Source organism: Roseovarius sp. (assembly GCF_040223625.1).
GTDB lineage: Bacteria > Pseudomonadota > Alphaproteobacteria > Rhodobacterales > Rhodobacteraceae > Roseovarius.
In genome coordinates this window covers 40,658-53,505 of the sequence record NZ_JAVKFX010000065.1, presented here as the reverse complement: position 1 = coordinate 53,505, position 12,848 = coordinate 40,658, and the positions used below count along the sequence as shown (strand labels likewise).

16 protein-coding genes are annotated in these 12,848 nt (G+C 67.2%); 6 read left to right on the top strand and 10 right to left on the bottom strand.

Features of this window, described 5'->3' with window-relative positions; all coding sequences use genetic code 11:
* Genes RLN94_RS18370 through RLN94_RS18360 form a run of 3 tightly spaced genes read left to right on the top strand, consistent with a single transcriptional unit; the run spans window position 1 to window position 1,135 of the window.
* Window positions 1-504 carry a Na+/H+ antiporter subunit E gene (locus tag RLN94_RS18370; protein WP_350127250.1) on the top strand — a complete coding sequence of 168 codons (504 nt, stop codon included), beginning with the start codon at window positions 1-3 and terminating at the stop codon, window positions 502-504.
* Window positions 501-770, top strand: coding sequence for a K+/H+ antiporter subunit F (locus tag RLN94_RS18365; protein WP_350127253.1), 270 nt, complete (start codon window positions 501-503; stop codon window positions 768-770). Before RLN94_RS18370 ends, RLN94_RS18365 begins: the two co-directional genes overlap by 4 nt.
* Window positions 767-1,135 (top strand): Na+/H+ antiporter subunit G, encoded by a 369-nt coding sequence (locus tag RLN94_RS18360; protein WP_502949437.1) that lies wholly within the window; start codon window positions 767-769, stop codon window positions 1,133-1,135. The genes RLN94_RS18365 and RLN94_RS18360 overlap by 4 nt, the downstream gene beginning before the upstream one ends.
* 10 nt (window positions 1,136-1,145) lie before the next feature.
* Here RLN94_RS18360 and hutC read toward each other — a convergent pair whose 3' ends face one another.
* The 3 genes from hutC to RLN94_RS18345 all read right to left on the bottom strand — a co-directional run bounded on the left by hutC (window position 1,146) and on the right by RLN94_RS18345 (window position 3,966).
* Window positions 1,146-1,847 (bottom strand): histidine utilization transcriptional repressor HutC, encoded by a 702-nt coding sequence (gene hutC / locus RLN94_RS18355; protein ID WP_350127256.1) that lies wholly within the window; start codon window positions 1,845-1,847, stop codon window positions 1,146-1,148.
* Window positions 1,844-3,208 (bottom strand): formimidoylglutamate deiminase, encoded by a 1,365-nt coding sequence (locus tag RLN94_RS18350; protein ID WP_350127259.1) that lies wholly within the window; start codon window positions 3,206-3,208, stop codon window positions 1,844-1,846. The genes hutC and RLN94_RS18350 overlap by 4 nt, the downstream gene beginning before the upstream one ends.
* A 77-nt stretch (window positions 3,209-3,285) precedes the next feature.
* Window positions 3,286-3,966, bottom strand: coding sequence for an SOS response-associated peptidase (locus tag RLN94_RS18345; RefSeq protein WP_350127262.1), 681 nt, complete (start codon window positions 3,964-3,966; stop codon window positions 3,286-3,288).
* Between the two features lie 141 nt (window positions 3,967-4,107).
* Here RLN94_RS18345 and RLN94_RS18340 point away from each other — a divergent pair, with 141 nt between their 5' ends.
* Window positions 4,108-5,052: a LysR family transcriptional regulator gene (locus RLN94_RS18340; RefSeq protein ID WP_350127266.1), complete on the top strand. Its 945-nt coding sequence runs from the start codon at window positions 4,108-4,110 to the stop codon at window positions 5,050-5,052.
* Here RLN94_RS18340 and glmS read toward each other — a convergent pair.
* The 3 genes from glmS to RLN94_RS18325 form a co-directional block, all read right to left on the bottom strand.
* A complete protein-coding gene (gene glmS / locus RLN94_RS18335) occupies window positions 5,049-5,531 on the bottom strand; it encodes a methylaspartate mutase subunit S (RefSeq protein WP_350127269.1) in 483 nt (160 codons plus the stop codon). The two genes, RLN94_RS18340 and glmS, sit on opposite strands and share 4 nt — an antisense overlap.
* Window positions 5,532-5,640: 109 nt before the next feature.
* Complete coding sequence (locus tag RLN94_RS18330; protein WP_350127272.1) at window positions 5,641-6,324, bottom strand: GntR family transcriptional regulator; 684 nt, start codon at window positions 6,322-6,324, stop codon at window positions 5,641-5,643.
* Window positions 6,321-7,103 carry a maleate cis-trans isomerase family protein gene (locus RLN94_RS18325; protein WP_350127275.1) on the bottom strand — a complete coding sequence of 261 codons (783 nt, stop codon included), beginning with the start codon at window positions 7,101-7,103 and terminating at the stop codon, window positions 6,321-6,323. Before RLN94_RS18325 ends, RLN94_RS18330 begins: the two co-directional genes overlap by 4 nt.
* A gap of 131 nt (window positions 7,104-7,234) precedes the next feature.
* Here RLN94_RS18325 and RLN94_RS18320 point away from each other — a divergent pair, with 131 nt between their 5' ends.
* Window positions 7,235-8,377, top strand: a complete 1,143-nt coding sequence (locus RLN94_RS18320) for a M24 family metallopeptidase (protein WP_350127278.1) — start codon at window positions 7,235-7,237, stop codon at window positions 8,375-8,377.
* A gap of 69 nt (window positions 8,378-8,446) precedes the next feature.
* Window positions 8,447-9,154 (top strand): lipoyl protein ligase domain-containing protein, encoded by a 708-nt coding sequence (locus tag RLN94_RS18315; RefSeq protein WP_502949482.1) that lies wholly within the window; start codon window positions 8,447-8,449, stop codon window positions 9,152-9,154.
* On the opposite strand, the gene RLN94_RS18310 is transcribed toward RLN94_RS18315, so the two are convergent.
* Genes RLN94_RS18310 through RLN94_RS18295 form a run of 4 tightly spaced genes read right to left on the bottom strand, consistent with a single transcriptional unit; the run spans window position 9,124 to window position 12,823 of the window.
* The gene (locus RLN94_RS18310) at window positions 9,124-10,059 is read right to left on the bottom strand and encodes a 3-hydroxyacyl-CoA dehydrogenase NAD-binding domain-containing protein (protein WP_350127284.1); all 936 of its coding nucleotides are present in this window, start codon (window positions 10,057-10,059) and stop codon (window positions 9,124-9,126) included. The two genes, RLN94_RS18315 and RLN94_RS18310, sit on opposite strands and share 31 nt — an antisense overlap.
* Entirely contained in the window at window positions 10,060-10,800 is a 741-nt protein-coding gene (locus RLN94_RS18305; RefSeq protein ID WP_350127287.1) for an SDR family NAD(P)-dependent oxidoreductase, read from the bottom strand.
* Window positions 10,801-10,840: 40 nt separating this feature from the next.
* Window positions 10,841-11,638, bottom strand: coding sequence for an SDR family NAD(P)-dependent oxidoreductase (locus RLN94_RS18300; RefSeq protein ID WP_350127290.1), 798 nt, complete (start codon window positions 11,636-11,638; stop codon window positions 10,841-10,843).
* A gap of 45 nt (window positions 11,639-11,683) precedes the next feature.
* On the bottom strand, window positions 11,684-12,823 hold the full coding sequence (locus RLN94_RS18295) for an aromatic ring-hydroxylating oxygenase subunit alpha (RefSeq protein WP_350127293.1): 1,140 nt from the start codon (window positions 12,821-12,823) through the stop codon (window positions 11,684-11,686).
* Window positions 12,824-12,848 lie beyond the last annotated feature (25 nt).

Genomic DNA, 12,848 nt, shown 5'->3' with positions numbered 1-12,848 from the left:
ATGGCACGCCGCCTGACCCGACGCATCTTCCCGCACCCGCTTCTGACCCTGCTGCTGACCCTCGTCTGGTGCTTGCTGATCAACACACCCAGCAGCGGCGCGGTCGCCTTCGGCCTGATCCTCGGCATCCTGATCCCGATCCTGACGGCGGCCTACTGGCCCCAGCGCCCGCTCATGCGGCGGCCGTACCGGATGGTCTCCTACATCCTCATAGTCGTCTGGGACATAGTCATCGCCAACGTGCAGGTCGCCCTGATCGTCCTGTTCAAGAGCAACGCCCGGATGAAGCCCAACTGGGTCTGCATCCCGCTCGACCTGCGCACGCCCGAGGCCATCGCCATCCTCGCCGGCACCATCACCCTGACCCCCGGTACCGTCTCCGCCGACCTCTCGGACGAAGGCCACTCCCTGCTGGTCCACGCGCTCGACGCGCCCGATCCGGATGCCGTGCGCGACGACATCAAGCACCGCTACGAACGCCGCCTGAAGGAGATTTTCGAATGATCACCTACGCTCTCTACTTCGCCTTCGCCGCGGTCGGCCTGTCGCAGGTCCTCGCCCTCTGGCGCCTGCTGATAGGCCCGGGCTCGGGCGACCGCGTACTGGCGCTCGACACCATCTCCGTCAACGCCGTGGCGCTCATCGTGCTCTACGGCATCCTCACCCGCACCCAGGTCTATTTCGAAGCCGCCCTGCTCATCGCCATGCTGGGCTTCGTGTCGACCGTGGCCTATGCGCGCTTCATCCTGCGCCGGGACGTGATCGAATGATGGACGCCGTCGAAATCCTCGTCAGCGCGCTGATCATGATCGGCGCCGTCTTCATCCTCGTGGGCTCCTACGGGCTGCTCAAGCTCGACACCCCCATGGCCCGCCTGCACGCCCCCACCAAGGCCGGCACGCTGGGCGTCGGCAGCACGCTCGCGGCCTCCATGGTCTATGCCTATATCTGGGGCCACGGCTCGCTGCACGAGCTGCTGATCATGGCCTTCCTCTTCGTGACCGCGCCGGTCTCGGCCATGTTCATCGCCAAGGTCGCCATCCACCGCCGCCGCGTCGCGGTCGAGCCGCCCTCGCCGCCGGAAGACAGCACATGGGCCACCAAAGCCACCCCCGTGGCCGAGGAAAAGGCCTGAACCCCCGGGCTCAGATGCTGGTCTGCATCCGGTAGCCGGGCCGGAAATACTGCCTGACGGAGGTGATCGAACGGTCGTTGTCCCACGTGATGCGGTCGATCACGAAGATCGCCGCGCCCATCTCGCAACCGAGGGTCTCCGCCACCTCGTCGCTCGCACTTGCGGCGAAAAAGGCGATGTCGCCCTCGGTAAAGGGCGCATGGGTCAGCAGCCATTCATTGGCGCTCGTATCCGCGAATCCCTCCTCCGCCGCGCCGGGCACGGTGGTCAGGTTGACCCAGCGGTCCTCGAACACGAACGGTGTGCCATCGGCCGTCTGCACCGATTTCACCCTGACGAAATGGTCGCTCTCCCGCGCCTTCAACTGCCGCAACAGCGCCTCGGGCGGCGTGCCGCGCCGGTAGAGAAGCCGTTCGTAGCCATAGCTCTGACCCCGGTCCTCGATCTCCTTCCGGATCATCGGGATGCTCAGCGTCGCCTTCCGCACCGGGTGCAGCGCCACCCGCGTCCCCGCCTTCCGCCGCCGCTCCAGCAGCCCGGCGTCCGACAGGTTGCGCAGCGCCCGGTTCACCGTCGCCCGGGCACAGCCGAACTCCTCCGCAAGGTCCTGCTCGTTCGGGATCATCTCGCCCGGCGCCCAGATCCGTGCGTGGATGCGGCGGCGCACTTCGTCCTGCACCGCCTGCCAGTTCTTGAATTCACCGACCGTCACAGCGCCGCGCTCAACGTCGCCATCGTCGCGGCATACCGGTCGCGGATCTCGGCGTGCTTCACATGCCGTCCGCCTTCGACCACGGGCCGCCCGGCCGCCCACACGCGCGACACCATCCGGTCATCGCCCGCGAAGATATAGGCGTCGAGCACCGCATCCCCCTCGCGCCGCTGCAGGTCGACCGCACGGCCATCCAGCGCCATCAGATCGCCCCAGCTTCCCTCGGCGATCCCGCCCGCGCCCCGGCCTGCCGCCTGCGCACCGCCGGCGACCATCGCCTCGAAAATCCGCCGGCCCGTCGACTGCGCGCCCGAGGCCAGCGCCGCCCGCGACCGGTCCCGCAGCCGCTGGGAATATTCCAGCGTCCGAAGCTCCTCGGTCAGCGAAATCCGCACGTTGCTGTCCGACCCGATGGCGATCTTCCCGCCCGCATCGAACCACCGCACCCCGTCGAAGATCCCGTCGCCAAGGCTGCTTTCGGTGATCGGGCACAGCCCCGCAACCGCACCCGTCGCAGCCAGTCCCTCGGTCTCGTGCGGCTGCATCTGCGTGCAGTGGATCATGCACCAACGCTCGTCCACCTGACCTGTCTCAAGCACCCACTCCACCGGCCGCTTGCCCCAGGCCGCCTCGACCTCCTCGACCTCGGCCACCTGCTCGGCAAGATGCATGTGCACCGGCCCATTGCCCGCCAAGGCCGCCGTCGCGGCAAGGTCGTCCTTGCCCACGGCCCGCAAACTATGCGGCGCCACGCCCAGCACGGTATCACCGGGCAACCCCTTCAACGCCTCCCCGGCCCCCTCGTGCAGCCGCGCAAACCGCTCCGGATCGTTCCCGAACCGGATCTGCCCCGGCCCCAGCTCCCGCTGGTCACAACCGCCATACTGGTAATGCACGGGCAACAGCGTCAGCCCGATCCCCGTCTCCGCTGCCGCCGCGGCAATCCTCGCGCTGGTCTCGGCGAGATTGTCGTAAGGCACTCCGCCCGGCTGGTGATGCAGGTAATGGAACTCCACGTTCGTGGCATAGCCGGCTTCCAGCATCTCCATCTGGACGAAGGCCGCGATCGCCTCGATATGCTCGGGCGTCAACTGGTCCAGGAACCGGAACATCAGCTGCCGCCACGTCCAGAAACTGTCGCTCCCGCTCGGCCCCCGCCGCTCGGTCAGCCCGGCCATCGCCCGCTGGAAGGCGTGGCTGTGCACGTTCACCGGCGCCGGGAGCAATATCTCCACCCGCTCTCCGCTCTCCGGCTGGCCTGCCCGGACACTGGCGATCCGCCCCGCGTCGTCAAGCTCCACCGCCACGTCCTGCTGCCAGCCCTCGGCCGTCAGCGCCTGTTTCGACCAGATTGTCGGCATGTCTCGCCCGTCCCGTTCCAGATAATATGTGCAGACATATTACCAGACAGGGCGCAGAAGACAAGGGCCCGCTCCAATCATCCCGCCGGGTCTTCCTTGACCCCCTCGCCCTGCTGCACGATGCGCATCTTCCCGGCCGGATAGGGCCGCATCAGCTCCGCCGCCGCCTCCGGCGTGCCGGTCAGCCAAGTCTCGTAATCCTCCGGCTCAAGGATCACCGGCATCCGGTCCGGATGCACCGGCTTCACAAGCTCGTTCGGCGTCGAGGTCACCATCGTATGCGTCTCGATCTCCACCAGCTCACCCCGGTACTCGCCCCGAAAGCCCCGCCACATCCCGGCAAAGGCGAAAGGCGGGCGCGCGTCCGGGTCCTCGCTCGCCATCCCGAACCAATAATACGTTGCCGGGTTCCGCCCCTTCGCCTCGCAAAACGACGTGGCCGGGATAAGACAGCGCCGCGCCTCGAAACTCGCCCGCCAGAAGCCGGAATGCCGCACCTTGTCATCCCGCGCGTTGTTCACCGCCTTGGGCATGATCGGCTTGCCCGTTTTCTTCGAGACCTGCGGCATCAGGAACCCCCAGTGCATCGACACAAGCTCCCGCTCGCCACCCGCCCCGATCCGCACGACGGGCGCGCTGTACCGCGGAAAGATCGCCGGCAGCGGCGCGAAGTTGCCCAGCCCGTCGAACCCGGCGGCGACATCGAACAACTGGCGCATCGCCTGTTGCGTGGTCATGTTGGAATGCAGGTTGCACATGGGCCGGATGCTAGCACCGGCACCCGCACGGGCAAGCCCCGATGACGCCAACCCGCGACAGGCCTGACCGGTAAGAATTTTTGAACTTACCGGCCACGACCGTTAATTATTACCGCGGCAAGAACAGCAAGGGCAGGCGCAATGACGAAAGACGGCTCACGGATCACGCTGCGCCAGCTCGAGATCTTCCTCGCCGCCGTGGAAAACCGCAGCTTCGCCGCCGCGGCCGAAACCCTGTCGCTCTCCGCCCCGGCGGTCTCGATGCAGATGAGCAAGCTGGGCGAGGAACTGGGCGCCGTCCTGTTCGAAAAGGACGGCCGCTCGATTCAACCGACCGAGATCGCCAATGCCCTCGTGCCCTACGCCCGCCAGATGACCACCACCCTGACCGACGCGGTCGAGATGGTGAAATCCATGCAGGGCGAGCTCGACAACCGGGTCCGCGTCGCCATGGTCTCGACCGCCCGCAACTTCGGCCCGCAGCTCTTCCAAGAGTTCCAGAAACACCACCCCCGGATAGACTTGCAGATCACCATCGCCAACCGCCGCGGCGTGATCGAGGCGCTGGAAACCGGCCAGATCGACCTTGCCCTGATGGGCCGTCCACCCCGCCGGATCGAGGTCACGGCGCACCAGTTCGCCCGCCACCCCTACGTGCTGATCAGTTACCCCGACCACCCGCTCGCCCGGTTCCGCCGCATCCGCCGCGCCGACCTCGCCGCGCACCGCTTCCTCGTGCGTGAGCCCGGCTCCGGCACCCGCATGGTCCACGAGCACTACTTCCAGAGCGACGGCCTCTCCCTCCCGCAATCACAGGAGATGGACAGCAACGCCAACATCAAGCAGGCCGTGATGGCCAACATGGGCCTCGCCTTCATCTCGGCCCACACCATCGCACTGGAATACGAGGCCGGCAAGCTGACCATCCTCGACGCCGAGGGCATGCCCGAGCTGCGCGACTGGTTCGTGCTCTACCCGAAAGAGGCCGTGCTCGGCGCCGCCGCCCGACAGTTCCGCGATTTCATCAAGGCGACGGGCCCACGCTTCATGCGCGACTTTTTCGGCCCCACGCTCGCACCGGGCTAATCGTAGGCCGCCACCGCCGGCGCCACGCCGAAAGCGCCCGCCCCGTACAGGTGTGCACCGGGCCGGCGCATGTCGATATCGTCGCGCAGCTTCGCCGCGATGCGGGTGATGTTCGCACGCGCCGGAAACACCCGGTCGAACCCCTTGGCAAGAAACAGCGCCTCGGTCTCGTCCCAGCTTCCCTTGGCGGCAAGAAACCGGCCGCCTAGGTACAGCAGCACGTCGCTCACCCCGCTTTCCGCGCAGGTCTCGCGCAGCGACTTGCACTCCGATTCGGCCAGCCCGTCGGCACAGGAGACAAGGATGGCATCCGCCCCCGTCTCGACCGCCGCCCGGACCAGCTCGGCCCGGCTGCCACAGCAGCCGACATTCTCAACTTCGAACCCGTGATCGGTCAAAACCTGCGCCATCACGCAATTGCCGACCGTCTGCTGCTCTGCCCCGATGACCCCGAGGACGATTTTGTAAGTCGATGGCATTCTTTGCCTGTCCATGTTGCCTGCAACCTGGTCCGACCCGTAGAAAACTCCCCCGTTATGGTCAACATGGCTTATTTCACTTTTTGATTACTTCAGGAATTCTTATCATTCATTGGGCAATATCCGGCTCATTTTTGCCCTGTCCGAAGGCCACCGCCACCCGCCGGGCCGCCATCGCGGTGTTGTTCTCCTGCATGTTGGCCACCGCTTTCATGTCGCCCTGCTCCAGCCAGAATACCATCTCGCGAATCTCCCGCAAAAGCAGCGTGAACTCCCGTTCCGGCGCCTCGGCGTAAAGCGCGAACCAGAATGGCGCGACCTTGAAATAGTATAGGTCGTGCAGCCCCCTGAGCTCGCGATTCGCGATCAGCGCATTGACGATCTCGTGCCGGTCCTCGTTGACCTGCCAGAACGCCCGCGCCCCCGGCGGGTTCGGCAGCGCCTCGGCCCGCGCCTGCACCGCCCGCATCGCGTCGGCCGATTCGCTCGGGCAGGGCCCCGTCGCCAGCTCGCCGATCAGCCCGGCCAGCCGGATCCGCAACTCGTAGATATCGGCCAGCGTCTCCGGGTCGCCCGCCGTCACCAGCGTGCCCACCCCGTTGCGCGTCTCCACCAGCCCGAACGCCGCAAGCTGGTGCAGCGCCTGCCGCACCGGTGTCCGGCTCACCCCGAACTCCCGCGCCAGCTCCACCTCGCGCAGCACCGCCCCGAACGGCAGCTCCAGCGTACAGATCCGCTCGCACACCGCCCGGAAGATCGCGGCGGCGCCGGTGGTCTCGGCCCCGTCGCTCAATGCTCGCGCAGCAACCGGCCCAGCCCCTCCAGCCGGTCCGGCACCCCGGCCAGCCGAAGCACGTCCCACAACATCGCCTGGTTGGAACAGATCGCCGTCTTGCCCAGCGCCTGCTCGATCCGGTCGATGACCTCCATGCTCCGCAGCGCGCCACAGCTCAGCAGCACCGTATCCGCCTCCGGATGGTCGATCGCACGGGCGTAATCCATCAGGTACTCGGGCGAGACCCGGATCATCTCGGTGTCGTAACTCAGCCCCATGCCATGCGCGCGCAGCACCTCGAAACCGGCCTCCTCGAGGTAGCGCACCATCCGGTCATTCAGCTCCGGCACGTAAGGCGAGCCCAGCACGATCTTCGCCGCGCCCACCGCCGCCAGCGCTTTGCGCACCGCTCCCGCCAGGGTCGAGGCCACGGCCCCCTTGGCCCCCTTCTCCAACTCGGCACAGGCCGCAGCCTCGCCCACCGCCACGGTTCCCGAGGTACAGCCCAGCGTCACCACGTCCAGCCCGTCATCCGGCAATATCCGCCCCGCCGCGGCGGCCAGAGACTGCTTCAACTGCGCAAGGCTCTCCGAGGTGATATCCCGCGGCATCGGCGCCCGGCTGAAATACGCGCCCACCCCCGGCGGCATGTAGCGCAGCATCTCCTCCTCGATCGTCTGCTCGTTGGGGATCAGCACGAAGCCGATCTTCGCCCGCGCATTCCGCCCCTCGTCGAAACCCACCGCGTTCAGGATCGCCGCCCGCGCGGCCTCGGTCATCGGATCATTGGCGTTCATCTGGGCAACTCCCTCCCGGATCGGTCGCATATGAATACACCAGCCGTCGATTCCGCACAAACGCGTTGCCGCAATCGCCGATACCCTCCAACCTGTATACAGCTCAACCCGATTCCCATCAGGACCCCGCCATGCACTCCAACCCCTTCACCGATGCCGAACTCGTCCGCCGCCTCGCCGCCACCCGCACAGAGATGGCCAAACGCGGCCTCGACATGGCCCTTTTCAGCTCGCCCGAGAACATCTTCTACCTCATCGGGCTCGATCACTGGGGCTACTTCGCCCCCCACCTCCTCCTCGTCCCGGCCGAGGGCGACCTCACCCTCATCACCCGCCAGATGGAACAGGTCGTCATCCGCAACCAGGTCCGCAACGCCACCTTCATCGGCCACACCGATTCCGAAACCGCCGCCGACGTCGCGGTGAAGCACCTGAACGGCCAATGTGCCCGCAAAACCCTCGGCCTCGAAAAATGGTCCTCCGGCCTCGCCCACGGCATGGGCCACCAACTCACCACCCAGATCGACGCCGGGGAATGGCAAGACATCACCGGCATGCTCGACCTCATGCGCCTCATCAAATCGCCCGAGGAAGTCACCTTCATGCGCGCCGCCGCCCGCGCCGCCGACGCCGGCACCCAGGCTGCCATCGACGCCATCCACGACGGCGCCCGCGAAACCGATGTCGCCGCCGACTGCCTCGCCGCCATGACACGCGCGGGCGGCACGCCCCCGGGCTTCGGCCCCTTCATCCGCCCCGCCGCCCGCATGGCCGAGGAACACACGAGCTGGGGCGACGGCACCCATCACCAGACCGTCTTCCTCGAGGTCGCGGGCTGCGTCGCCCGCTACAACGCCCCGATGGGCCGCCTCGTCCATATCGGCTACATCTCCGAGGAAGACGCCGCGATGGCCGAGCTCAGCACCCGCGCCTTCCACGCCACGCTCGACGCCCTCAAGCCCGGCGTGACCGCCCGCGATGTCTACAACGGCTGGCAATCCGTGGTCGACGCCGCGGGCCTCCCCGCCTATCGCCGCCACCATTGCGGCTACCTCGTCGGCATCGGCTTCCCGCCGTCATGGACAGGCGGCCCCCGCGTCACCGGCCTGCGCCACGATTCCGACCTCGAGATGAAGGTCGGCATGACCTTCCACCTCATGTCGTGGTTCACCGAAACCGGCCGCGGCAACTATTTCGTGTCGAACACCGTCCTGCTCGGCCCGAACGGCGCCGAAGTGCTCAACAGCACCCCGTTCGGCCCGCATGTGAAATGACCGCTGCCTTGACCTCCCCGCCGGGCCCGCCTTAACTGGCGCCCCGCCAGTCAGCCCGAGGAAGACACCCTGCCGCTCGCCCCGATCCTCTTCGACTCCGCTGACGACGGCCTCGCCGCCGAGATGGCCATGCTCTCCGCCGTGGCCTCCAGCGACGCGCCGCGCGCTGCCTTCCTCTGGTGCGTCGCCTCCCCCTGCCTCGTCCTGCCCCGGCGCTACACCCTCACCGACACCTACCCGCAGGTCGCCCGCGCCTCCGCCGCCGCGGGCTGGCCCGTCACCTCCCGCCAGACCGGCGGCGGCATCACCCCGCAAGGCCCCGGCGTGCTCAACGTCGCCCTGGCCTTCACCGTCGCCCCGCCCCATGGCCGCGACATCCGCGGCAGCTATGCCGAGATCACCGGCCCGCTCACCGACGCCTTCCAAACCCTCGGCATCGCCTCCACCACCCAGCCCGTCGAAGGAAGCTTCTGCGACGGCGACTACAACCTCGCCGTCGCGGGCCGCAAGATCGTCGGCACGGCCCAGCGCTGGCGCGGCAACACCTGCCTCGCCCACGCGCTCATCCTCACCGATATCGACCTCTCCCCGGCCGTGACGGCCGTCCAGCGGCTCGCCACCGCCCTCGGCCACGACACCCGCTTCGCCCTCGACGTCCACAGCCGCCTCGCCGACCTCGCCGCTCGGCCGCAAACCCTCACCGACGACCTGCACGCCGCCCTGCACAAGGCCCTGACCAATCGCGGCTACGCCGACTGGACCCCCGCCAACGCCTGACGCATCGCCAGGATCATCGCATCCCGCCGTGCGCTCAGCTCCTCCACTGACTGTCCCGCATTGGCCTCCTCGAGCCCCTCGACCAGCAATCTTGTCGTCTCGGCATCCAGCTTCGGCTGCCCCAGATCATCCCACCACCCGTTGAACGTCTCGGCGAAATGGTCGCAAAACGCCTGCAACCCGCCCGGGCCCGCACCCAGCCCGAACAACGTCGTCGGCCCCATCGCCGCCCAGCGCAGCCCCGGCCCCGCGCTCATCGCCTTGTCCACATCGCCCACGCTCGCCACGCCGCTCTGCACAAGGTGAATGGCCTCCCGCCACACCGCCGCCTGCAGCCGGTTCGCCACATGCCCCGGCACCTCCCGCTTCACCCGGATCGTCACCTTGCCCACATCGGCATAGAACGCCTCCGACGCCTCCAGCACGCCATCCTCCGTCCGCTCATTCGCCATCAGCTCCACCAGCGGGATAAGATGCGGCGGGTTAAACGGATGTCCGAGGATGAACCGCCCCGGCGCCCGCCACCCTTCCTGCATCTGCCCCAGTGTCAGCCCAGAGGCCGAGCTCGCCACCACCGCCCCCGGCGCCAGCACCGGCTCGATCTCGGCAAACGTCGCGTGCTTCACCGCCACCCGCTCCGGCACGTTCTCCTGCACGAACCCGGCGCCCTCGACGGCCTCCGCCGCCGAGCCATGGAACGTCACCCGACCCGGATCACCCCGCTCCGTCAGCCCAAGCGCCGCCATCGTCGGCCACGCCCGCTCGACATAAGCCCGCACCGCCGCCTCGGCGCCCTCCACCGGGTCATAGACCGCCACCGACCGCCCCGACGCCAGGAACAACGCCGTCCAGCTCGCCCCGATCACCCCCGCGCCCAGCACGGCGCACTGCGTCACATCCCTCATTCAGAACATCCCCGGATTGAGGGGCGAGGCCGCGGTCATCCCCCCGTCGATGGTAAACAATTGCCCGCTGGCAAACCCCGCCTCGTCCGAGGCGAGCCATACCGCCATCGCGGCAATATCGCCGGGCTCCCCGAACCGCCGCACCGGATGCCGCGCAATCGCGTCACGCCGCGCCGCCGCCGGATCACCGGCCAGCTCGAACCCCGCCTCCAGCATTCCCGTGTTGATCCACCCCGGACAGATCGCGTTGCACCGGATCTTCGGCCCGTGATCCACCGCGATCGATCGCGTCAGCCCGTGCACGAATGCCTTCGACGCGTTGTAAAGCGCCATCGACGGATCGGCCTGAGCACCTGAAATCGATCCGATATTCACGATCGCCCCGCCCTCGCGCATCACCGGTATCGCCGCGCGGCACATGTTGAACACCCCCCGGCAATTTGCCCCGATCACCAGCTCCCAATCGTCATCCGAACTCTCGACAACCGTCTTCTCCACCTGCACGCCCGCATTGTTCACCAGCACGTCCAACGCCCCGCAGGCCTCCACCAGCGCCGCCGCCTGTGCAGGGTCCGACACATCCGCCCTCACCCAGTCACAGCCCTCCGGCAGATCCCCCGGGTCGCCCCCGCGCCCACTGGTCACCACCTCGGCGCCTTCGCGCAAAAATGCCCCGACGATCGCACGCCCGATTCCCTGCCGCCCGCCGGTCACCAGCGCCCGCTTTCCCTCAAGCCGCATCCCGTACTCCCGTCCGAACCTTCACTGTTTCCGAAAATACTCAAATCCTCATCTGCTGCACCTGCGCCGACAGCCCGCCATCCAGCACCCACAACTGCCCGCTCGCATACCTTGCCTCGTCACTCGCCAGCCAGGTCACCAGGTTGGCGATATCCTCCGGCGTGCCATAGGTCCGCAGCGGGTGCACATCCCGCACCGCCTGTTGCAGCGCGCCCAGGCTTCGCCCCCCGGCGCCGGACCCCTCGCCGGTAAAGAAACTCTGCAGCATCGGCGTGTCAATGTAACCGGGGCAGATCGCGTTCACCCGGATCCCCTCCGGCCCGTGATCGCAGGCCATCGCCCGAGTCAGCGCATGCACCGCCCCCTTGGTGGCGCAATACGCCGCCAGCCCCGGATCGGCGATGAACCCGTCATAAGAACCGAAATTGATGATCCCCGAACTAACGCCATCCGCCGCCGCCTTCCTCAACAACGGCAGCGCATGTTTCGAGGTCAGGAACGTGCCCGTCACGTTCACAGCAAACGACCGGTTCCACTCCTCTAGGCTCGTCTCCTCGATCGTCTTCTCGATCTCGATCCCGGCAGCATTGACCAGCACGTCCAGCCGCCCCTGCTCCTCGGACACCCTGGCCATCGCGGCCGTCACACTATCCTCATCCGACACATCCACCCGAACAAAGCGAGACGCGCCGTCAGGCGCGGCGAGCGACCCCGCCTCTGACAGATCGGCCGCGTAGACCACCGCCCCCTCCGCCTCGAACCGCGCACAGATCGCCCGCCCGATTCCGCCGCGCCCGCCGGTCACAAGCGCCACCTTCCCTTCAAGCCGTCCTGTCATGACCCCTCCCCGTCCCGGCCCCCGAGCCGGGACCTCTGACCACGCTCACCCGATCGCCTTCTCATACGCCTCCAGCATCAGCCCGTGGAAATGATGCACCGCGTGCTCCGACTTCCCCGACCCGCTCGGATCGTTCACGATCCGCCCTTGCGTGAAGGCCGGCGAGCTCATCCCCCGCTGCACGCTCTCCACCAGCCCGATATCCTCGACCTGCAGCACCTCGTCGAGATACCGGATCGCATCCAGCTCCATAGCGTCCGGCTCCGGCGTCTCGAGGAAGAAATCATAGGTCTCCAGCGTCCGGTCCGGCCCCGCCGGGATGATGTTGAGAACGATCATGCTCGACCGCCCCGGATAGCGCATCAGGCAAGTGGTCGGCCAAAGCCACCACACCGCGTGCGTCCGCACCGTGGCGTTCGACACGTCATAGGCGCTGTTCGCCCCCTGCCCCGCATCCGCCATGTGGCTCGAATAGATCCCGTAGGTCGTCACCTTGTAGGTATCCATATCCACAAGATCACAGAAATCCTTGTGCGCGGTCGGGCAGTGGTAGCACTCGAGGAAATTATCGACCACGTTCTTCCAGTTCGACCGGATGTCATAGGTCAGCCGATGACCGAAGGTCAGATCCTCGATATCCGGCGCCCAGTGCCGGATCTCGGTGCCAAGGCTCCCCGACTGCTCGTGCAGCGGCGCCGCCCCCGGGTCCAGATTGACGAAAACGAAGCCGCAGAATTCTTCCACCTGCACGGCGTCGAGACAAATCTCCCCCGTCTCGAAATCCTCGAGGTGCTCCGTCTCCGGCGCCCGCACCAACTGCCCGTCCAGCTTGTAGACCCAAGCATGATAAGGGCACATGATCCGGCTGGTCTGCCCCTCGCCGAGCAGCAATTCATGCGCCCGATGCTTGCACACGTTGTAGAAGGCGCGCAGCACCCCCTCCCGGTCGCGCACCACGACAATCGGCCGCTCGGCAATGCTCACGGTGACATAAGACCCCGGCTCCCGCAGCTTCTCCACGTGACAAACCCACTGCCACGTCTTCGCGATCACCCCCTGCAAATCGGCCCTGTACCACCCGTCCTCCGTATAGGCATCGGCGTGCAGCGACAGCGACCTGCCGGAATCCTCGGAATAGCCCTGCCGCAGTCTCTCGAAATCGGCGCGTTTCGGCATGTCGGTCATGGCTCGGCCCTCCTGCTGGCTGACA

Coding starts and splice junctions, on each gene's coding strand:
- RLN94_RS18370 (WP_350127250.1), top strand. CDS start 1: ATGGCACGCCGCCTGACCCGACGCATCTTCCCGCACCCGCTTCTGACC.
- RLN94_RS18365 (WP_350127253.1), top strand. CDS start 501: ATGATCACCTACGCTCTCTACTTCGCCTTCGCCGCGGTCGGCCTGTCG.
- RLN94_RS18360 (WP_502949437.1), top strand. CDS start 767: ATGATGGACGCCGTCGAAATCCTCGTCAGCGCGCTGATCATGATCGGC.
- RLN94_RS18350 (WP_350127259.1), bottom strand. CDS start 3,208: ATGCCGACAATCTGGTCGAAACAGGCGCTGACGGCCGAGGGCTGGCAG.
- RLN94_RS18345 (WP_350127262.1), bottom strand. CDS start 3,966: ATGTGCAACCTGCATTCCAACATGACCACGCAACAGGCGATGCGCCAG.
- RLN94_RS18340 (WP_350127266.1), top strand. CDS start 4,108: ATGACGAAAGACGGCTCACGGATCACGCTGCGCCAGCTCGAGATCTTC.
- glmS (WP_350127269.1), bottom strand. CDS start 5,531: ATGCCATCGACTTACAAAATCGTCCTCGGGGTCATCGGGGCAGAGCAG.
- RLN94_RS18325 (WP_350127275.1), bottom strand. CDS start 7,103: ATGAACGCCAATGATCCGATGACCGAGGCCGCGCGGGCGGCGATCCTG.
- RLN94_RS18320 (WP_350127278.1), top strand. CDS start 7,235: ATGCACTCCAACCCCTTCACCGATGCCGAACTCGTCCGCCGCCTCGCC.
- RLN94_RS18310 (WP_350127284.1), bottom strand. CDS start 10,059: ATGAGGGATGTGACGCAGTGCGCCGTGCTGGGCGCGGGGGTGATCGGG.
- RLN94_RS18305 (WP_350127287.1), bottom strand. CDS start 10,800: ATGCGGCTTGAGGGAAAGCGGGCGCTGGTGACCGGCGGGCGGCAGGGA.
- RLN94_RS18300 (WP_350127290.1), bottom strand. CDS start 11,638: ATGACAGGACGGCTTGAAGGGAAGGTGGCGCTTGTGACCGGCGGGCGC.
- RLN94_RS18295 (WP_350127293.1), bottom strand. CDS start 12,823: ATGACCGACATGCCGAAACGCGCCGATTTCGAGAGACTGCGGCAGGGC.